This window comes from Sphingobium sp. RAC03, assembly GCF_001713415.1.
Classification (GTDB): Bacteria; Pseudomonadota; Alphaproteobacteria; order Sphingomonadales; family Sphingomonadaceae; genus Sphingobium.
The window spans coordinates 2,393,732-2,413,859 of the sequence record NZ_CP016456.1 but is presented as its reverse complement, the minus strand read 5'-3'; the positions used below and the strand labels follow the sequence as shown (position 1 = coordinate 2,413,859).

Annotated in this window: 18 protein-coding genes and 2 tRNA genes; 13 read left to right on the top strand and 7 right to left on the bottom strand. The window is 63.3% G+C overall.

Annotated features, from left to right (window positions below; translation table 11 throughout):
• Nucleotides 1–60: 60 nt before the first annotated feature.
• The 3 genes from BSY17_RS16270 to BSY17_RS16260 are packed head-to-tail and all read right to left on the bottom strand — an operon-like array spanning nt 61 to nt 4,341.
• Complete coding sequence (locus BSY17_RS16270; RefSeq protein WP_237236349.1) at nt 61–1,533, bottom strand: agmatinase family protein; 1,473 nt, start codon at nt 1,531–1,533, stop codon at nt 61–63.
• A 13-nt stretch (nt 1,534–1,546) separates the two neighbouring features.
• Nucleotides 1,547–2,896 carry an agmatinase family protein gene (locus tag BSY17_RS16265; protein ID WP_069066248.1) on the bottom strand — a complete coding sequence of 450 codons (1,350 nt, stop codon included), beginning with the start codon at nt 2,894–2,896 and terminating at the stop codon, nt 1,547–1,549.
• Nucleotides 2,896–4,341 carry an agmatinase family protein gene (locus BSY17_RS16260; RefSeq protein WP_083217147.1) on the bottom strand — a complete coding sequence of 482 codons (1,446 nt, stop codon included), beginning with the start codon at nt 4,339–4,341 and terminating at the stop codon, nt 2,896–2,898. Before BSY17_RS16260 ends, BSY17_RS16265 begins: the two co-directional genes overlap by 1 nt.
• 377 nt (nt 4,342–4,718) lie before the next feature.
• Between BSY17_RS16260 and BSY17_RS16255 the strand changes: the two genes are divergently transcribed.
• The gene (locus tag BSY17_RS16255) at nt 4,719–7,160 is read left to right on the top strand and encodes a TonB-dependent receptor (protein ID WP_069067031.1); all 2,442 of its coding nucleotides are present in this window, start codon (nt 4,719–4,721) and stop codon (nt 7,158–7,160) included.
• A gap of 85 nt (nt 7,161–7,245) precedes the next feature.
• Here BSY17_RS16255 and BSY17_RS16250 read toward each other — a convergent pair whose 3' ends face one another.
• Nucleotides 7,246–8,205, bottom strand: coding sequence for a bile acid:sodium symporter family protein (locus tag BSY17_RS16250; protein ID WP_069067030.1), 960 nt, complete (start codon nt 8,203–8,205; stop codon nt 7,246–7,248).
• Nucleotides 8,206–8,388: 183 nt separating this feature from the next.
• Here BSY17_RS16250 and BSY17_RS16240 point away from each other — a divergent pair, with 183 nt between their 5' ends.
• On the top strand, nt 8,389–9,150 hold the full coding sequence (locus BSY17_RS16240; protein WP_069066246.1) for an enoyl-CoA hydratase-related protein: 762 nt from the start codon (nt 8,389–8,391) through the stop codon (nt 9,148–9,150).
• Here the strand turns inward: BSY17_RS16240 and BSY17_RS16235 are convergent.
• From BSY17_RS16235 to BSY17_RS16225, 3 genes are all read right to left on the bottom strand, one after another.
• Entirely contained in the window at nt 9,147–10,049 is a 903-nt protein-coding gene (locus BSY17_RS16235; RefSeq protein ID WP_069066245.1) for a DMT family transporter, read from the bottom strand. The genes BSY17_RS16240 and BSY17_RS16235 overlap by 4 nt on opposite strands.
• 86 nt (nt 10,050–10,135) lie before the next feature.
• Nucleotides 10,136–10,450 carry a hypothetical protein gene (locus tag BSY17_RS16230; protein WP_069066244.1) on the bottom strand — a complete coding sequence of 105 codons (315 nt, stop codon included), beginning with the start codon at nt 10,448–10,450 and terminating at the stop codon, nt 10,136–10,138.
• A 69-nt stretch (nt 10,451–10,519) separates the two neighbouring features.
• Nucleotides 10,520–11,032, bottom strand: coding sequence for a MarR family winged helix-turn-helix transcriptional regulator (locus tag BSY17_RS16225; protein WP_051519788.1), 513 nt, complete (start codon nt 11,030–11,032; stop codon nt 10,520–10,522).
• Nucleotides 11,033–11,156: 124 nt separating this feature from the next.
• On the opposite strand from BSY17_RS16225, the gene BSY17_RS16220 reads away from it, so the two are divergent.
• The 11 genes from BSY17_RS16220 to BSY17_RS16170 all read left to right on the top strand — a co-directional run bounded on the left by BSY17_RS16220 (nt 11,157) and on the right by BSY17_RS16170 (nt 19,912).
• Nucleotides 11,157–11,231, top strand: a tRNA-Gln gene (locus tag BSY17_RS16220).
• 71 nt (nt 11,232–11,302) lie between these two features.
• A complete protein-coding gene (locus BSY17_RS16215; protein WP_069066243.1) occupies nt 11,303–12,298 on the top strand; it encodes an aspartate carbamoyltransferase catalytic subunit in 996 nt (331 codons plus the stop codon).
• On the top strand, nt 12,295–13,518 hold the full coding sequence (locus BSY17_RS16210) for a dihydroorotase (protein WP_069066242.1): 1,224 nt from the start codon (nt 12,295–12,297) through the stop codon (nt 13,516–13,518). Before BSY17_RS16215 ends, BSY17_RS16210 begins: the two co-directional genes overlap by 4 nt.
• A gap of 324 nt (nt 13,519–13,842) precedes the next feature.
• Nucleotides 13,843–14,211: a hypothetical protein gene (locus tag BSY17_RS16205; protein ID WP_171899256.1), complete on the top strand. Its 369-nt coding sequence runs from the start codon at nt 13,843–13,845 to the stop codon at nt 14,209–14,211.
• Nucleotides 14,212–14,413: 202 nt separating this feature from the next.
• Nucleotides 14,414–15,331, top strand: coding sequence for a YihY/virulence factor BrkB family protein (locus tag BSY17_RS16200; protein ID WP_069066240.1), 918 nt, complete (start codon nt 14,414–14,416; stop codon nt 15,329–15,331).
• Nucleotides 15,332–15,384: 53 nt separating this feature from the next.
• A tRNA-Trp gene (locus BSY17_RS16195) sits at nt 15,385–15,460 on the top strand.
• Between the two features lie 170 nt (nt 15,461–15,630).
• Complete coding sequence (gene secE / locus BSY17_RS16190) at nt 15,631–15,837, top strand: preprotein translocase subunit SecE (protein ID WP_037472331.1); 207 nt, start codon at nt 15,631–15,633, stop codon at nt 15,835–15,837.
• Nucleotides 15,838–15,876: 39 nt separating this feature from the next.
• On the top strand, nt 15,877–16,413 hold the full coding sequence (nusG, locus tag BSY17_RS16185; protein ID WP_037472329.1) for a transcription termination/antitermination protein NusG: 537 nt from the start codon (nt 15,877–15,879) through the stop codon (nt 16,411–16,413).
• Nucleotides 16,414–16,677: 264 nt separating this feature from the next.
• Nucleotides 16,678–17,109 carry a 50S ribosomal protein L11 gene (rplK, locus tag BSY17_RS16180; protein WP_037472327.1) on the top strand — a complete coding sequence of 144 codons (432 nt, stop codon included), beginning with the start codon at nt 16,678–16,680 and terminating at the stop codon, nt 17,107–17,109.
• A gap of 5 nt (nt 17,110–17,114) precedes the next feature.
• Nucleotides 17,115–17,813 (top strand): 50S ribosomal protein L1, encoded by a 699-nt coding sequence (rplA, locus tag BSY17_RS16175; RefSeq protein ID WP_037472325.1) that lies wholly within the window; start codon nt 17,115–17,117, stop codon nt 17,811–17,813.
• 308 nt (nt 17,814–18,121) lie between these two features.
• Entirely contained in the window at nt 18,122–19,912 is a 1,791-nt protein-coding gene (locus tag BSY17_RS16170; protein WP_069066239.1) for a DEAD/DEAH box helicase, read from the top strand.
• Nucleotides 19,913–20,128 lie beyond the last annotated feature (216 nt).

The following is a 20,128-nucleotide window of genomic DNA, read 5'->3' as shown; positions in this document are numbered from 1 at the left end:
CAAATGACGTATGGCCCGATGACAATCCGCCATATCAAACTGGACGACCGTCAAGATTTTTCAGCTTTTCTTCTTCGGCCCGTAATATTCGTCCTGGCCATGTTCGACCGACACCGGGTTGAAATAGCCGGGCGGCAGGCCTTTCTTGCGCATCGCAATGCCCGCCAGACAGGCGTTCAGCAGATAATTGCTGTTGAGCGCGGTCTTGTAGCTGGTGTCGAGATAGGGCGCGACTTCGACGATATCGATGCCGGCAATGTCATTCTCGGCGCACAGCCGCCGCATGATCGGCTGCGCCTCGCGCATGGTCAGGCCACCGGGGACCGGCGTCCCGGTGCCGGGCATGAAGGCGGGGTCCAGCACATCGACATCGAACGATATCCACAGCTTCTTGGTGTTGGTCCGCGCCTCCTTGAGCGCGCGTTCCATCACCTTTTCCCAGCCCCATTTCTCGACTTCGACCATCGTGTGGTATTTCATGCCCTTATTGCGCATCCACCCGAATGTTTCGAGGTCCGGCCCGCGTGCGCGCAGCCCCACCTGGACATAATCCTGCGGGCGGACATGGCCTTCATGCAGCACGCGATAGACCGGCGATCCATGGGTGATCCAATGGACGCCGTTACGGCCGACATCATAATGGCTGTCGAAATGGACGACGCCGACATTGCCCTTGCCATGGACATCGGCGGCGGCGGCGACATTGGGATATTCCAGGCTATGATCGCCGCCGATGACGATCGGGATCGCGCCTGTCTGCGCGATTTCGCGCACCATCTCGCGGACATGGGCGACCGATCGCTCCGTGCTGTTCTGGTCGATCGCGATATCGCCATAATCGACAATCTCCAGCACCGAGCTGGGGTTGATCATCGAATACATATCGTTGCCGCCCGCCCCGCCGGTCATCCGCAGCGCGCGCGGCCCGTCGATCGCGTTGCGCCAGCCTGAACCCATGTCGAGCGGTGCGCCGACGATCGCGACATCGACCTTGCCTGCGCGCAGATCTTCGGGCGTCATTGCGACGGGCGCCCCCGCGAAGGTCGCAAAGCCGCCGCGCCGCCCGCCGATATAGCGCCCCAGGTCCATCGGTCCCGGATCGCGCTTGGGGTCCATCACCAGCGGCCGCTTGGCCTTCCATGCATTGAACCAGGCTGATCGGGTGTCGAGCGGAATTGTCTTGGCGTCGCGCCCTTCCTTATATTCGACCTGCTCATGCAGCGCCGCGATCGCATCGATATAGGTGACCAGTTCGGCGGCGGGCAGCGTGCGGATGCGGTCGAACAGCACGTCCTTTTCGACGTAACGCCCTGTGCGCCCCTGCTTGATGAGCGCGACCTTTTCCGGCGCAATGCCGGTCAGCTTTGCCGCGACATCGGCGGGAAGCTCCACAGGCTTGGGCTCGCCCATAATATCTTCCTGCGGGATCGGCGGTGGCGGGTTGGGCGTGTCGAACGCATCCCCCGCCAGCACGGAGGTCGCCGCAGCGGCCGCCGCCATGCTCCATCCGGTTATGGCGTTGATCGACGGCATCGCTTCTTCTCCCTCAACGCTTGGCGGTCTGGACCGACATGCCCGTCTTGCGCATCGCGATGCCCGACAGGCAGGCATGCAAGATGTAATTGGCGCTCATCCGGCTGACATAGGTCGGGTCCAGGATCGGCGCGGCGTCGAGCAGGTCGAAGCCGACCACCTTTGTCTGGGCGCAGAGCTGACGCACCATTGGGATCGCTTCCCGCATGGAAATGCCGCCCGGCACCGGTCGCCCGGACGCGGGCGCATCGCCCGGATCAAGCACGCTCATGTCGAACGAGATGAAGATGTTTTCCGGCCCGCTTTTGAGGCCGGAGAGGATATCGTTGGTCACCGCCTGCCAGCCGCGCTCCGTCACGGCGGCGGTGGACAGGATGCGCACGCCGCTGTCGGTCAATCGCTTTTGCGTGGCGACATCCGCGCCGCGCCCGCGCAAGCCCACCAGCGTCACGTCGCTGCCGCGCAACAGATTCTGTTCCATCAGCCGGGTCAGCGTCTGCGTGTCGGAAATCATATGCGCGTCATTCAGGTCCGCGTCGGCATGGGCATCGAACTGCACCAGCGCGACCTTGCCCGCGCCATAGGTGTCGACCATCGCCGCGACGTCGGGGAACATGACCGTATGGTCGCCGCCGACGATGAAGGGGATCGTGCCTACGCTTGCCATCTCAGCGATCATCGCGCGGATATGATCCAGCCCCCGATCAGGCGCCATATAGTCGGGCGTCAGGTCGCCATAGTCCGCGATCGACAGGATGAGGCCAGGATCGATCCCGCCATCGGCATCCGCCCCGACCAATCCGTCCATGCCACGCAGCGCCATCGGCGCATGTTTGGCATCGCGCCAACCCGACGAGAAATCGAGCGGCACGCCGACGAAGGCGACCTCCACCTTGCCCGCGACCAGATCCTCCTTGCGGATCGCGACGGGGGCGTCGGCGAAGGTCGGGATACCGCCCTTCTGGAACTGATAGCGTTTCAGGCTGAACGGCCCATCGTCACGCTTCAATTTGTCGAACAGTTTGGGGCGAACGGTGGTGCCCGCATTCCATCCGCGCGCCTGCGGGTTGAGGGCGATTTCCGACGGGTCGCGCCCGGCTTTGAACTTGCTGTCCTCGACCACCGCCATCAGCGCGGTGGCATAGGCATCGACATCGGCGGCGCTGCGCCCGGCGAGCGCAGTCTGGAGTTTCTCCGCCGTCAGGCCAAAGCGCGTAAGCACCACGGGGTCGGACAGAAAGGCCTTCTTTTCGGGCGACAAGGTGGCGAGCGGGTCGCTGGCCTGCGCATGGGCCGGACCGCACAGGGTTGCGATCGCCAGGGCAGCGACGGCGCACCGCGCCAGCAAGGGGGTGCGTGCCATCAGTTCTTCTTCCCATAATAGCTGTCGAGGCCGTGATCGACCGAGACGGGGTTGAGATAGCCGGGCTTTAAGCCCTTCTTGCGCATGGCGATCCCCGCCAGGCAGGCGTTCAGCAGGAAATTGCTGTTGAGCGCGGTCTTGTAGCTGGTGTCGAGATAGGGCGCGACTTCGACAATATCGATGCCGGCAATGTCATTCTCCGCGCACAGGTTGCGCATGATCGGCTGCGCCTCCCGCATCGTCAGGCCGCCGGGAACCGGTGTGCCGGTGCCAGGCATGAAGGCGGGGTCCAGCACGTCCACGTCGAAGCTGATCCACAATTTCTTGGTGCTGCCGCGTGCTTCGTTGAGCGCGCGGGCCATCACCTTGTCCCAGCCCCATTTCTCGACTTCGACCATCGTGTGGTATTTCATGCCCTTGTTGCGCATCCAGCCGAACGTCTCCAGATCCGGCCCGCGCGCGCGCAGGCCCACCTGGATATAGTCGCTGGCGCGGACATGGCCTTCGTTGATGACGCGATAGACCGGCTGGCCATGGTCGAGCAGATGAACGCGGCCGCGGCCAATGTCATAATGGCTGTCGAAATGGATGACGCCGACATTGCCCTTGCCATGCACATCGGCGGCAGCGGCGACATTGGGATATTCGAGGCTATGGTCGCCACCGATCACGATCGGGATCGCACCGGTGCGCGCGATCTCCGCCACCATCTGGCGGACATGATCGACGCTGCGTTCGGTGCTGTTCTGGTCGATGGCGATATCGCCATAATCGACGATCTTGAGTGCGGCGTTGGGGTTGATCATCGAATACATGTCGTTGCCCGCTGCGCCGCCGGTCATGCGCATGGCGCGCGGCCCGTCGATCGCATTGCGCCAGCCCGACCCCATGTCGAGCGGTGCGCCGACGATAGCGACATCGACCTTGCCCGCCTTCAAATCCTCCGGCGTCATCGCCACCGGCGCGCCCGCAAAAGTCGCAAAGCCACCGCCCCAGCCGCCGACATAGCGCGTCAGTTCGATCGGCCCGACGTCCCGCTTGGGGTCCATACTGTTCGGCCGCCGGGCTTTCCAGGCGTTAAACCAAGGCGAGCGGGTGTCGAGCGGGATCGCCGCGACATCGCGCCCGGCCTTGAACTCGACCTGCGCATGCAGCGCCTGCATCGCGTCGATATAGGCGCTGATTTCTTCGGGCTTGCCGGTGCGAATGCGGGCGAAGAGCGCGTCCTTTTCGACATAGCGCCCGGTCACGCCGCTCTTGAGGAAATCGACCTTCGCCTTGTCGACGCCTGCCAGTTTGGCCTCGACATCCTTGGGCAGTTCGAGCGGCTTGGGCCGCCCCATATCATCTTCGGCCGGCATTTGCGGCGCGGGTGTTCCTGCATTGGGCATTTGCAAAGGCAGGTCGCCCGCGACCGCAGCCCCGATGGCTGCGATCCCGGCCATGCTCCATCCTGTGACGGCGCTCAAAGACGGCATGTCATTCTCCGGCCCGGTCCACCGCAATCGCGCGATGCGGGCATAGGCAACAGATATGGAGCAGGTTTTCCCACCCCTCGCCCAAGGGGTAGGCGGGGACGGTGCCCAAGCCCAATGGGGCATTTGACGTAGGATAGGCCCATGGTGAGCTGGACGAACAGGGTACGTCAAATGCCCCATGTCTGACTGCCTGCGCACTCCATAGCCTCTACCCCAGATCAGAAGAAAAGGAGGCGGCAGTCCGTGCCGTCCAATGCCAGCCGTTGCCGCCGCACCAAGCGCGGAGCGGTCGATCCGGGAGGGGATCGAAAGCAGGGAAGACAATGGACAAAAAGGGGAAGACCATGTCGTATCGCGCAAAACTCAAAATGGGGCTGCTGTCCGCCACCATCATATCGGGCGCCGCCTTCGCCACGCCGGTCCTGGCACAGGAGCCGCAGGCCGCGGCCGAAGCAGAAAGCGACGTCATCGTCGTCACTGGCACCCGCCGCTCCACCACGCTGATGGAAACGCCGATCAATATTTCGGCGATCGGTGCGGCCGAACTGGCCAGCGAACGACTGGACGACGTGCGCGACCTGGGCGCTTTCACGCCGGGCATCACCGTCACCGACACCGGCCCGCGCGGCGCGGCCACCATCGTCATGCGCGGCCTGTCGGCCGATGACAGCGGCGCGACCGGGGCCAATTACGACAATGCGATCGGCACCTATCTGGGTGAAATTCCGCTCTATCTCGATTTCAAGTTCATCGATATCGAACGGATCGAAACGCTGTTGGGGCCGCAGGGCACGCTTTATGGCCTAGGCACGCTGGCGGGCGCGATCCGCTATATTCCCAACCGGCCCGATCCAACGCAGTTCAGCGGCGAAGTCCATGGCCGCGTTTATGATGTCGCGCACAGCAAGGGTGTGGGCTATGTCGGCGATGCCACGATCAACATACCGATCGTCAAGGACGTCTTGGCCTTCCGCTCGGCGACAGGCTATTATTATGACCCCGGCTTCATCGACTACCCCTATCTGGTCGCGACGCCGGGCGTGTCCATCGCCCAGCCGGGTCCGGCCAGCAATCCGCTGGGCACACAGGCGCAGCAAGACGCCAATTTCGCGGGCCGCAAGGATCTGAACTTCGAAAAGACGTTCACGACCCGCAATCAGCTCGGCCTCTCGGTGCCCGACTTCAATGCCTATCTGACCTATGCCTATCAGAAGACCAAGACGGATGGCGCGCAGGCGACCACCGACGGGATTTTGGGCGAAGGCAAATATGAATCCGCCAAGCGCTTTGCAGAACCTTCCACCCGCCGATCGACGCTGATCAGCCTGGAAATGGAAGCGCAGCTGGGCGATGTGTTCCAGGCGGTCTGGGCATCGGCCTATACCAAGACGAAGAACAACACGGTCGGCGATGTCACCGACCTGCTGCTCGACCTCGACTATGATTATGAACTCTTCCCGGCATTTGCTGGCTTTACCACCAACGACAACAGCCGCACGCAGTTCAACCAGGAAATTCGCCTGGTTTCGACCCATGGCGGACCGTTCAGCTGGGTTGTCGGTGGCTTCTACAACAGCATGAAGTTCAAGTCGGACAGCATCGAGCGCCTGCCTGGTTTCGCCGAATTCGCGGCATCGCCCACCGGCAGCGAAATCTATGGCGGCTTCTACGATGGCCTGATCCGTCCCGACGGTGCGGAATATGTCTCCTTCACCCGGTCCAAGACCGAAGAGCAGGCAGTGTTCGGCGAGCTGAGCTTCAAGCCGATCGAGCAGTGGCAGATCACGGCGGGCGGCCGTTATTTCAAATATGACACGTCGATCACGGGTGGTTCGGACACGCCGATGACGCGATCGGGCCGTCGCCGGATGCCCTATCCCAGCCTTACCGTCGATCCGTCGCGCGTGCGCAGCGGGCAGGCCAGCGACGATGGCTTTGTCTGGAAGTTCAACACCTCGTTCAACTTCACGCCCGACCTCATGGCCTATGCCACCTACAGCAAGGGTTATCGGATCGGCGGTGTGAACCGTGTCGTGCCGTGCATCCAGCCGCTTCCTCCCGGCCAGAATCTCTGCGCCCTGCCTAATGAGCTGACCTTCGGGCCGGACAAGGTGAATAATCTGGAACTGGGCGTGCGCGCGCAATTGTTCGATCGCCGCCTCAGCACCAGCGTCTCCGTCTTCCAGGTCAAGTGGGACGGCATTCAATTGGCCAGCCAGACGGTCAATGGTGCCATCGGCATCACGGCCAATGGCGGCAAGGCCAAGTCGCAGGGCGTCGATTTCAGCTTCAATGCGCGCATCACGGACCAGTTCACCGTTCGCGGCAACTATTCCTATCTGGATGCCAAGCTGACGCAGGATGTGCCGGATCTTCTATCGACCGCAGACGGTTTCGCCAGCCTGGAATCGGGTGATCGCTTGCCTGGCTCGGCCAGACATTCGGGTGCGGCGTCCGCCGTCTATACCGTCCCGATGGGGGAGAATGATCTGCGCCTGAACTGGACCGCGACCTATACCGGCAGCATCCTGACCCGTCCGGGCGCACGGGGCGGCGGCGAACGCCTGCCTGACTATATGATGCACCGAGCGGCCGCGACCTACAGTACGGACGTCTGGGAAGTCAGCCTGTTCGCCAACAACATCTTCGACAAATATGCGATCACCGGCGTTTCCAACGACCTGACCCGCCGTGGCCAGATCAATGACGGGATCATCTATCGCGGCTATGCGCAATCGGTCGCGCAACCGCGCACGATCGGCATCGAAAGCCGGGTGAAGTTCTAACGGGGCAATCTTCCCTGCGCGCCCAAGCGTCGGGAGGAACAGACATAGGGGCGGAAGGCGCAATATCGCGCTTTCCGCCCCTTTGTCATTCAGCGACCTGCGCGCCGTAGCGCCGCGCCAGCACGGCGCAGACCATCAGCTGGATCTGGTGGAACAGCATGAGCGGCAGCAGGATCGGCCCGACCGCCGCCGCGGGAAACAGCACGCCCGCGATCGGCACGCCGGTCGCCAGGCTTTTCTTCGACCCGCAAAATTGCAGCACGATCGCATCTTCGCGGCTTAGTCCGATCAACCGTCCCAGCCCGAAGGTCAGCACCAGCACGGTCGCCAGCATGATGCAGCAGACGCCCGCCAGCAGCGCCAGTTCGCTGCCCGTCACGCTCTGCCACAGCCCCTCCACGACGGCGGCCGAAAAGGCGGCATAGACGACCAGCAGGATCGAGCCGCGATCCACCCATCCGATCTTCGCCTTGTGCCGCGCCACGAACCCGCCGATCCAGGGCCGCGCCAAATGGCCGACCAGAAAGGGCAGCAGCAATTGCAGCACGATCCCCTCGATTGACGCCAGCGACACGCTTGCCCCGCCCTGCCGCATCAGCAAGGCGACCAGCAGTGGCGTCGCGACGATGCCGAGCAGATTGGAGAAGGACGCGCTGACGACCGCCGCCGCCACATTGCCCCGTGCGATCGCGGTAAAGGCGATCGACGACTGCACGGTCGAGGGCAGCAGCGTCAGGAACAGCAAGCCTGCACGCATGTCATCGGGGATGACGCCGATCTGTTGCGTCGCGAGGCCGATCAGCGGGAAGAGGAGAAAGCTCGTCCCCAGCACCGCCAGATGCAACTTCCAGGCCCGCGTCCCGTCCCAGATCGCCGCACGCGATAATTTTGCCCCATGCAGAAAAAAAAGCAGCACGATGCCAGCGTCCGCCGCCATCCCCACGATGCCCGCCGCATCCCCCCGCGCGGGCAGGATCGACGCTAGGGCAACGGTTGCCAGCAGCAGCAACAGGAAGGGATCGAGGGCTTGGCGCAGTCGGTTTATCATGGGGCTAGGCCTTGGGCTGACAGACGGCGGGGGGATAGACGCGGCCCGCCGCTTGCGCCAACAGTTTCGCCAGAGACATGCAGACGTGGTCAGTGATCTGGATGATAGCCGGGGAACAATAGTCTCCATCGTCCGATCAATGCCCATCGGTAGTGACAGAGACATAAGGGAGAGCGCATCGTGAGCGAGTCCATCGCGATCATCGAAGATATCGCCGGCGTCATCGAAATCCATATCGACCGCCCCGACAAGAAGAACGCCCTGACCGCCCCCATGTATCATGCGATGACTGCAGCGCTGGCCGATGCGTCGGCGCGCGCGGACATTGCGGTGGTACTGTTCACCGCCAATGGCGACGCATTCTGCGCGGGCAACGACCTCAAGGATTTCATGGCCGGGCCGGAGGGCGGCGCGGCTGCCTTTGCGTTCATCCGCGCCATCGCCGCCTTCGACAAGCCGATCGTCGCCGCCGTGCAGGGATTGGCGGTGGGCGTCGGCACGACGATGCTGCTCCATTGCGACCTCATTTATGCCGCGCCCGACGCCCGTTTCATCATGCCCTTCGTCAATCTGGGGCTGGTGCCAGAAGCGGGGTCGAGCCTGCTCGCGCCTGCAACGCTGGGCCATGCCAAGGCGGCGGCGATGCTGATGCTGGGCGAGCCGATGGATGCCGAGGCGGCCGATCGCGCGGGGCTGGTCACGGCGGTCGTGCCCGCCGACGGGCTGCTGGCGCATGCGCGCGCCAAGGCCAGAATATTGGTGGCCAAACCGCCCCAGGCGCTCGCTACCACCCGCCGCCTGATGAAAGGCGATCCGGCGGTTCTCACGGCCCGGATCGAAGAAGAGGCGCGGCTGTTCCGCGACACGCTGCGATCCGCCGAAGCGCAGGAAGCCTTTGCTGCTTTCTTCGAAAAGCGCGCGCCGGTGTTCCGGCGGGATTAGGTCGAGGTTCGGTCGCGTTTCCCGAACCGCATTTCACTCACGATCATGGCGGCGAAGATGAGCAGGCCACCGGCGAGCGCCAGCGGCGGCAGGCGATCGCCCGCGATCCGCCCGATGATCCCCGCCCAGACCGGCTCGCCCGCGTAGATGAGCGTGGCGCGGGTCGGCGACACGCTGCGCTGCGCCCAGTTCATCACGAACTGGATGAGCGCCGTGACCAGCCCCAGCCCGCAGGCCGACAGGATCACGGTCCAGGACAAGGGCGGCACCGCTTCGCCGGCCGGGACCATGCAGGCGAAGGCCAGCAGCGCCGTCACGGCCAATTGCACCAGCGTCACCCGCGCGACATTGACCTGTCCTGCCCACAGGCTGATGAAGATGATCTCCAGCGCGATGGCGAGCGTGCTGATCAGCGTCAGCACCTCTCCCGTCCCCAGCGCCACTCCCTCCTGCGGCGCGGCGATCAGCATGAGGCCAGCGAACGCCAGGGCGACCCCGACCCAGCTGGCGATTCGCGGTCGCCTGCGCAGGATGATCCATTGGAGGATCGGCACCAACGGGACATAGGCAGCGGTGATGAAGGCGGACGTGCTGCTCGATATGGTTTGCAGGCCCCAGCTCTGGAGCGAATAGCCCGCAAAAATGCTAAGGCCAATCATCAGGCCAGCGCCAAGTTCCTGCCGCGTGATGCCGCGCAACAGCGGCCAGGCAAGCGGCAGAGTGACGAGCGTCGCCGTCCCGAAGCGCAATCCCACGAAGAAAAATGGTCCCGATTCGCGCATCGCATGATGGACGATCAGGAATGTCCCGCCCCACAGGATGGTAATGCCGATCAGCGCCAGTTCGGGGCGGCCGATCATCAGGCGGGTGGGAGGTGGGGCGGGCGCAGCGGACGACATATCCCTGCGCTGTCCGCAATGCAGCGCGCCGTCAAGCGCGCGCGTGAGCCACGCATAACCGCACAGTCATGCGTGGCCCATTGGCATCAGTCGTTCTTGAGGTCGCTGCCCGCTTCCTGCAGCGTATCGCCGACATCGCGCTTGGCTTCATCGGCGGTGCGGTCCGCATCTTCGGCCGCTTCGTCGGTCGCAGCACCGATCCGCGCCGCGCCATTGTCGATCGCACGGCCCGCATCATCCAGCCCGTTGTCGATCGTGTCGCCCGCGCGGTCCATCGCGCTGCTCATGTCATTGCCGATCGCCGACCCGGTATTTTCGATGCTGTCCTCGGTCTTTTCCGAACAGGCCGACAGGCTGACCGCCGAAACGACCGCCAGTGCGGCGAGAAATTTGTGACGCATGATGGCTCCTCTTGCCAATGAATGGAGTCCGATAAGCGCAGGAAGGCCGATTAGGTTGCGTTGTGTATGTCAGCGCCCACGCAGGCCGAACACCATCGAACGATCCGATTCGGGGATCAACCCTTCCAGCACGCGCCAGAATCCGGTGACTGACCCCTGCCCTGCCTGCGCATAGGCAGCCGCCATTTTTTCCCGCAACGCCCGGAACAGCTCGGCCTCTAGCGCCGCCCCTTCCGCGCTTAGCCGCAGCAATTTTTGCCGCCGGTCGCTGGCCCCCGGCCGCGTCTCGATATAGCCGCGCTCGATCAGGTCATTGAGCACCCGGCCCAGCGATTGCTTGGTAATGGACAGCAACCGCAGCAGATCCTTGACGGTGAGGTCGGGCTGGCGCGAGATGAAATAGAGCGCGCGATGATGCGCCCGCCCAAGCCCCTGCGCCGCCAGCCCCTCATCGATCGAGCGGGTCAGCGCGGAATAGCCGAAATAGAGCATTTCGATGCCGCGCCGGATTTCATCCTCGCGCAGGAAGAGCGGCGATGCAGGCGCCATCTGCGCGGATGTGGGGGAGGAGGAAGCGGACATGGTTGTGGTAATCCGGTACGAAGCCAAGAAGCGTCATAGTGCCGTCGCGAAACTGTGATGACTAGGCTTTCCTTTCGCGCCCGACGCGCTATATGGCGACCCGCGCCGACGTTGGTCGGCCTGCTGGGGCGTCGCCAAGCGGTAAGGCAGCGGCTTTTGATGCCGCCATGCGCAGGTTCGAATCCTGCCGCCCCAGCCAATCCTTCTTCTCCACGCTATCCCGCTCCGCGCCAGCTTGCCCTTCGCGTCCTGCTGTCCTAAAGCGCGGCCATGCCCGACATCACCGCCGCGCCGCTTTCGTCTGACCTCACCGGTCGGGCGCTGTTTCCGCATCGGCATTTGCTGTCGATCGCTGACTTGAAGCCTTGGGAAATCCGCTTCCTGCTGGACGAAGCCGAGCAATGGGCGACGGCCAATCGCGGCAAGGCGCGCAAGCATGACGACCGGCTGGCGGGCATGACCCAGATCAACGCTTTCTTCGAAAACAGTACGCGCACTTTGTTGTCGTTCGAGATTGCGGGCAAGCGGCTGGGGGCGGATGTCGTCAACATGCATGCGGGCCAATCGAGCGTGAAGAAGGGCGAAACGCTGATCGACACGGCGATGACGCTCAACGCCATGGCCGCTGATGTGCTGGTCATCCGCCATGCCAGTTCGGGCGCGGTCGCGCTGATCGCGGACAAGGTGGACTGTGCGGTGCTGAACGCTGGCGATGGCTGGCACCAGCATCCCACGCAAGCGCTGCTCGATGCGCTCACCATCCGGCGGCGCAAGGGCGGGTTCGAGGGGCTGATCGTCGCCATTTGCGGTGATGTGCTGCATAGCCGCGTGGCGCGATCGAACATGCTGTGCCTCGCTGCGCTGGGTGCGCAGGTGCGCGCGGTCGCCCCGCCCACGTTGATGCCGCCTGAAGTCGAGATGCTGGGGGCGACCCCCTACACCCGGCTGGACGAAGGGCTGGAGGGCGCGGATGTGGTGATGATGCTGCGGCTTCAAAATGAGCGGATGGACGGCGCGTTCATCCCTTCGGCACGCGAATATCATATGCTCTATGGGCTGACACCCGAACGGCTGGCGATCGCCAAGCCCGACGCAATCGTCATGCATCCGGGGCCGATGAACCGGGGGGTGGAAATTACCAGCAGCGTTGCCGACGATCCCGATCGGTCGGCCATCACCGAACAAGTCGAGATGGGCGTCGCCATCCGCATGGCGTGCCTGGACGTGCTGACGCGCCGGGCGCGCGGCGTGGAGGGATGGGCATGACCAAGATCGCCATCATCAACGGCCGCCTCGCCGACCCGGCGGGCGACGCGCTCGTCTCCGGCACGATTCTGATCGAGGGCGACCGCATCGTCGCGTCCGGCGATGTCGCCCTGCCCGACGACGCGCAGCGGATCGACGCTGCGGGTCTGGTCGTCGCGCCGGGCCTTGTCGATCTGGGCGTCTTCGCCACCGACAAGCCCGCCTTCCATTTTGGCGGCATCACTCGCGCGGCGCTGATGCCCGACCAATCCTCGCTGCTCGATGATGCTGCATTGATCCGGCAGGCGACGCGCGCGGGCAAGCCCGATTTCTGGGTCCACCCCATCGCCGCCGCCACGCGCGGCCTCAAAGGCACCGAACTGGCCGAGATCGGCATGATGCAGGCGGCAGGTGCCAAGGCGGTCGGCACGGGTCGCCAGTGGATCGCCGATTCGGGCGTGATGCTGCGCGTCCTGTCCTATGCGTCGGGCCTTGGCCTCACTGTCATATCCCATGCCGAAGATAGCGGGCTGACCGCGCGCGCGGTCGCGACCAGCGGCGAAACCGCCACGCGGCTTGGCCTGCCCCACGCTCCCGCCTGCGCCGAAGCGATGGCGATCGCGCGGGACGTGCTGCTCGCGCGCCACACGGGCGCGGCGATCCATTTCCGGCTGGTGACGACCAAGGCGGGCTTCGACCTCATCCGCGCGGCCAAGGCGGAAGGGCTGCGCGTCACCTGCGGCATCAGCCCCGCCTATCTGTTCCTGGCCGACAATGCCGTCACCGATTTCCGGACCTTCGCCCGCCTCTCCCCCCCGCTCCGTTCGGAGGATGACCGCAAGGCGTCGATCGCGGCGGTGGCCGACGGCACGGTGGACGTCATCACCTCCAGCCACGATCCGCGCGGGGCGGAGGACAAGCGCCTGCCCTTCGCCGACGCCGCACCGGGCATGGCCGGGGCCGAGACGCTGCTGGCGCTTTCGCTCAATCTGGTGCGCGAGGGGCATGTGAGCATTAACCGGCTGATGACCCTGCTCTGCGCCAATCCCGCCCGGATATTGGGCGTCGATGCAGGGCACTTCGCGCCAGGCAGCGCCGCCGACCTCATCTTCATCGACCCCGATGCGCCCTGGATCGTGGATTCGGCCAGGATGGCGGCGGCGGCGGGCAATACCCCGTTCGACCGCATGCCGGTACAGGGCCGCGCGCGCCGGATCATGAAGGGCGGCGTGTTTCTGTAGGGGATGGGATTGGCGGGTGGCTTTTGCGGCCGAACCAAGACGCTAAAAACATACGATAGAGTCGCGGGACAGACAAAGCGCAACGCCCGCGTTGCTTCAAAATCCTCCCCTGTAAGGGGAGGGGGACCACGAAGTGGTGGAGGGGTGTCGCCCCATCGATAGCGGGACACCCCTCCGTCAGGGCTGTGCCCTGCCACCTCCCCTGCCAGGGGAGGATGACTAAAAGCGACCATTTTTTGCCGTCTACGTGGCGTGAACGCTTGCTCGATTGCGGACATTGGTTCGTTGTGCGATCCTCAGTCAATGTTACCCCTTATAATATCCATGCTATCCTTGCTTAGCGCCCCCTCATCAATCGAAGAGGACATCGCTACCCCTAGAGATAAGAAGGAAATTCTCTCCGTTAGTGGCTACCTAGACGCGCACTGGGAATATCCGACATTTCTTCCAAAAGATATTGCCGGATACAAAGCCCTCCCGTTCGCCATTGAACCGAAAAAATGGCAAGAAAAATATATTGGGTTTGTAGCCAAAACGATGATGCAAGGCCCTATGTGTTTACGGGTCATTGGTCGTGGTTATGTCACTGACCGCCAGCCTACCTTGATGTGGCCAGCGACTAAGCAGTTCGTTTTCACGAAAGTGATGAAAATGGAAAAACTAAAATCAGACGATATGTGTATGGTGCAATAAGTCATCGGGTGCTCAACACTTATGGTCGGCTCCGATCCTTGGCACGATCCGCGACACTTGAGGCTCTGTTCCTAACCGACAGCGCACACAAGCTGTCAGTCCCCAATCCACCCATTCGCCCACATCGCTCGAAACGACCCAAGCTGCGGCGGAACCCCCTCCCCCTTCATGCGCTTGCCCTATGGAGCAGCAGGGGACGTACATGACCGAGAAGATTGCCGAGCAGGTGCATGTCGATGCGCCGTGGAAAATTCCGCCACGGGCCTGGTGGGAAATATTGAAGCGCGTCTATGCGTCGCTCGGCTCCAATAATGTCGGTCTGCTGGCCGCTGGCGTTGCCTATTATGCCTTTCTCTCGATCGCGCCGATGTTCGCCGCCGTCGTGCTGACCTATGGCCTGTTCGGCGACCCGGCGATGGTCGGACGGCATATGCAGGCGATCATCGCCGTCGTGCCCACCGACGCTGCCAAGCTCATCAACGACCAGCTTCTGGGCGTCGTCAGCACCGCCAAGCCCGCGATCGGCTTTGGCCTGCTGACCGCGCTCGCCATCGCCGTCTATGGCGCGACGCGCGCGGCGTCGGCGGTGATGCAATCGCTCAACATCGTCTATGGTCAGCTTGAGCGGCGCAATATCTTTGCCTTTTACCGCGTGTCGCTGGGCATCACCTGTTCCGCCGTGCTGGTGGTGGTGGCGGGCGTGTTCACCGCGACGGTGATCGGCCTCATCCAGAAATTCCTGACCGATTGGGGCCCTGGCGTGCTGTTCGCGATCAAGGCCGCGACATGGATTTGTGCGGGGTTGCTCGCCAGCGTCATCTTCGGCCTCATCTACCGTTTCGGCCCCAATCGCCAGCAGGCGCAGTGGCAATGGCTGACGGTCGGGTCAGTCACGGCGACCCTGTTCTGGCTGCTTGTGACGCTGGGCGTGTCCTTCTATGTCTCGACCTTCGGCAATTATAACGAGACCTATGGATCATTGGGCGCGGTCGTCGTGCTGCAGCTATGGCTGTTCGTTTCCGCTTACGTCGTCCTGCTCGGCGCGCAGATCAATGCGGAAGCGGAGCGGCAGACCAGCGTCGATACCAGCGTTGCCGCGCCCGTAACGGATGCTGCATAATCCTGCTTGCCCTACCACCCATGCCACGCTAAAGCGCCCTCCTTCGCCGGCACAGGAGTGTAGCTCAGTTGGTAGAGCGTCGGTCTCCAAAACCGAATGCCGTGGGTTCGAGTCCCTCCACTCCTGCCAAGCGCCAAGTCCGGGAAACCTTGTAGTATCAGGGTTTCGCGACTAGGTGCGCAGGCGAACATGTGTCGCGAAGCATGCGGCCGCTTCCCCCGGACGTCCCATAGGACGGGAACGGGAGGGCGGACTGTTGCTTCGCGAATTGGCGTTGGTTTTGAAGATAGAGGCAGGCGATGGCGAAGGTATCCCCCGGCGAATTCGTCAATCAGGTGAAGACCGAAGCGTCGAAGATCGTGTGGCCCACCGGCCGCGAAACGATGATGACCGGCGTGATGGTCGTCATCATGACGACGCTGCTCGGCCTGTTCTTCTTTGGCATCGACACCTTCTTCGGCGCGATCGTCCAGTGGCTGCTGGGCCTTGCGGCGGGTCAGGCTTGAGCATGACAGCCTTGGTTTTTGGGAGTTTGACACGGTAACATGGCGCGCTGGTACATCATCCACGCCTATTCGGGCTTCGAGAACAAGGTCAAGGAATCGATCCTGTCCGAAGCCGAGCGCATGGGCCTCACCCAATTGGTCGAACAGGTCGAAGTGCCCGTCGAAACCGTCACCGAAGTCAAGCGCGGCAAGAAGGTCCAGGTCGAACGCAAGTTCATGCCGGGCTATGTCCTCGCCAAGCTGGCGATGAACGACGATATTTATCACCTGGTCAAGAACACGCCCAAGGTCACCGGTTTCCTGGGATCGATGGGCAAGCCGCAGGCGATCAGCGAGACCGAGGCTGCGCGCTATTTCGGCGCCCGCAAGGAAGCCGAAGCCGCACCCAAGCACAAGGTCAGCGTCGATTACGAAATCGGCGACAGCGTCAAGGTGCTGGACGGTCCCTTCGCCAGCTTCAACGGCGTGGTCGAGGAACTGGATTTTGAAAAGAACCGGGTCAAGGTGTCGGTGTCGATCTTCGGTCGCGCAACGCCTGTGGAACTGGATTTCGAGCAGGTCGAACTGTCGAAGTAAGGATGTTTCCGTCACCCCGGACTTGATCCGGGGTCCATGAGCCTCAGCGCGGCAGAAACGGGCCAGCGTAGAGCAAATGGATCCTGACTTTCGTCAGGATGACGCAAGACAAGGTTTCTCGTCTCGCCAGCATGACTTGGCATGACGAATACGAAATTTCCGGGCAACCGGGAATGGATGCGGGAGAAGGCCTGGCCTTCGTTTGGACCGCTAAACTTGAACCGGGCGCGCCTTTGGGCACGCCCAGCAACAGAGTGAGTGACAATGGCCAAGAAGATTACGGGCTACATCAAGCTCCAGGTGCCCGCTGGAGACGCCAAACCTGCACCGCCGATCGGCCCAGCACTGGGTCAGCGCGGCGTGAACATCATGGAATTCTGCAAGGCGTTCAACGCCCAGACCGCTGGCGTCGAAAAGGGCACCCCCCTGCCGACGATCATCACCGTCTATGCCGATCGCAGCTTCACCTTCACGATGAAGCAGCCGCCTGCCACCTTCCTCATCAAGAAGGCGATGAACCTCAAGTCGGGTTCGAAGGAACCGGGCAAGATCGTCGCTGGCAAGATCACCCGTGCGCAGCTGGCGGAAATCGCCCAGGCCAAGATGGTTGACCTGAACGCGAACGACATCGACGCTGCAACGAAGATCATCGAAGGCTCCGCTCGCGCGATGGGCCTCGACGTGGTGGAGGGCTGATTATCATGGCAAAGCTGACCAAGAAGGCGAAGGCCCTGGCCACCGCGGTTGACCGCGAAAAGCTGCACGGTGTTGACGAGGCACTGGGCCTGATCAAGACCCATGCGACCGCCAAGTTTGACGAAAGCGTCGAAATCGCGATCAACCTGGGCGTTGATCCCCGTCATGCGGACCAGATGGTCCGTGGCGTCGTCACCCTGCCCGCAGGCACCGGCAAGGACGTTCGCGTCGCCGTGTTCGCCCGCAACGAAAAGGCACAAGCCGCGCTCGACGCCGGTGCCGACATCGTGGGTGCCGAAGACCTGCTGGAATCGATCCAGGCTGGCAACATCGATTTCCAGCGCGTCATCGCGACGCCGGACATGATGGGCCTGGTTGGTCGTCTGGGTAAGATCCTCGGTCCCAAGGGCCTGATGCCGAACCCCAAGCTCGGCACCGTGACCCCGAACGTCGCAGAAGCCGTGAAGGCCGCCAAGGGTGGCCAGATCGAATTCCGCGTCGAAAAGGCTGGCATCATCCATGCGGGCCTGGGCAAGTCGAGCTTCACCGCCGAAGATCTGCGCAAGAATTTCGACGCCTTCGTCGACGCGATCGTCAAGGCGAAGCCGACCGGTTCGAAGGGCAAATATGTCCGCAAGATCGCCCTGTCGTCTTCGATGGGACCGGGCGTGAAGGTCGATGTGGCAGAAGTCGCCGCCGTCTGATTTTCATGCTATAGACTAAGGACAAGCCTCTTTCCTCGAAATGGGGAAGGAGGCTTTCCTGTTTTCAAGTGATCCTCCCCTGACCGGGAGGCGGCTGGCGGAAAGCCGGACGGAGAGATGCAACGCGAACGAAAGGGGTAAACCCCTTCGCCACCAGCCATGCTGGCGGCTCCTGCCCTTGCCGGGTGGGAATGTGAAAATCAGGGTGTGTGGCCTATCACCCTGAACGTCTGCTTTGGACGTAAGGCACAGGTCTTTTTGTATCCGTCGGAAGAGGCGGGTCGCTTAACCGACGAGAAAAACTAGACATGGCATTTGATACCCTCCCCCCCATCCTCGCCCAGGCGCTGACGACCAAGGGTTATGAAACCCTGACCGAAGTGCAGGCATCCGTGATCGAACCCGAAGCGGTTGGCCGCGACATGATCGTGTCGGCTAAGACCGGATCGGGCAAGACCGTCGCCTTCGGCCTCGCCATGGCGGGCGAACTGCTGAACGAAGAAGGCCGCCTGCCCCCACCGGCCTGGCCGCTGGCGCTGGTGATCGCGCCGACGCGCGAACTGGCGCTGCAGGTCAGCCGCGAGCTGGAATGGCTTTACGCCGGTGCCCGCGCGCGCATCGCCACCTGCGTCGGTGGCATGGACGCAGCGCGCGAGCGCAAGGCGCTGGCCCAGGGCGCACATATTGTTGTCGGCACGCCCGGCCGTCTGCGCGACCATCTCGAACGCGGCGCGCTCGACCTGTCGGCGCTCAAGACCGCCGTGCTGGATGAAGCCGACGAAATGCTCGACATGGGCTTCCGCGAAGATCTGGAAGGCATTCTCGACGCCACCCCCGATGGCCGCCGCACCTTGCTGTTCTCGGCGACGATGCCCAAGCCCATCGTGGCGCTGGCCCGTCGCTACCAGAAGGACGCGCTGCAGATCGCGACCACCTCGACCGAGCGTGGCCATGGCGACATCAGCTATCAAGCGATGACCGTTGCCCCGTCCGACATTGAAAATGCCGTGGTCAACCTACTGCGCTTCCATGAGGCCGAAACGGCGATGCTGTTCTGCGCCACGCGCGACAATGTCCGCCACCTGCACGCCAGCCTGACCGAGCGGGGCTTTGCCGCCGTCGCGCTGTCGGGCGAGCATAGCCAGAATGAACGCAACCATGCGTTGCAGGCCCTGCGTGATCGCCGCGCCCGCGTCTGCGTCGCCACCGACGTTGCCGCGCGCGGTATCGATCTGCCCACGCTGACGCTCGTCGTTCACGTCGAAATTCCCCGCGATGCCGAAACCATGCAGCATCGGTCGGGTCGTACCGGCCGCGCTGGCAAGAAGGGCACCGCCGTCCTGATCGTCCCCTATCCGCGCCGTCGCCGGGTGGAAGGGATGCTCAAGGGCGCCAAGATCCCGGTCGAATGGACGTCCGCGCCCAGCAAGGAAGCCATTGCGGCGCAGGATGCCGAACGGCTGCGCACCCGCCTGCTCGAACCCATGGAACTGGAAGAGTCCGATTGGGCGCTGGGCGGCGAACTGCTCGAAGCCAAGAGCGCCAAGGAAATCGCGGCGATGCTGGTGCGTTCGGCGCGCGCTGCCCTGCCTGCGCCCGAAGAACTGCTCGACGGCAGCGATGCTCCGGCCCGCCGTGAAGGACCACGCCCCGGTTTCGAGGATACCCAGTGGTTCCGCATGAATATCGGCCGCACGCAAAATGCCGACCCGCGCTGGATCTTGCCGCTGATCTGCCGTCGCGGCCATGTGTCGCGCGGCGACATCGGCGCGATCCGCATCACCGCCACCGACACGATGTTCGAAATCCCCAAGGCGATCTCGGCCAAATTCCTGGCCGCCGTCCGCCGCACGGGCGAAGCGGGTGACGAGGGCGCGGATGTGATGTTCGATCCGATCAACGGCGCACCGCGCGAGGAAGCCCGTGGCAACCGCAAGCAGTTGCGCCCCGCCAATGGCGATCGTCCCAACCGCAGCGGCCCGCCCCGTGGCGGTCCCGGTGCCGGATCGCGCGGCGGTGCGTCGCCGCACAGCCCACGTCCCTTCAAGGGCGCTGGCGCCGGTGGCCCGCGCAAGGGTCCGCCGCGCAGCCGGGGCTAAATGTAGGATATTTCAACACCCGTTCGTGCTGAGTAGGGGCTGAGCGAAGTCGAAGTCCCGTATCGAAGCATCGCGCGCAATCCTTCGATACTTGAACGGGTGAACATGCCCCCGGCATGTTCAGAACCGTCCGGGGGACGGTTCGACCCGTTCAACTTCGACAGGCTCAGCGGCTACTCAGGACGAACGGTGTGGATGAAGGCCTGACGCCCCTTA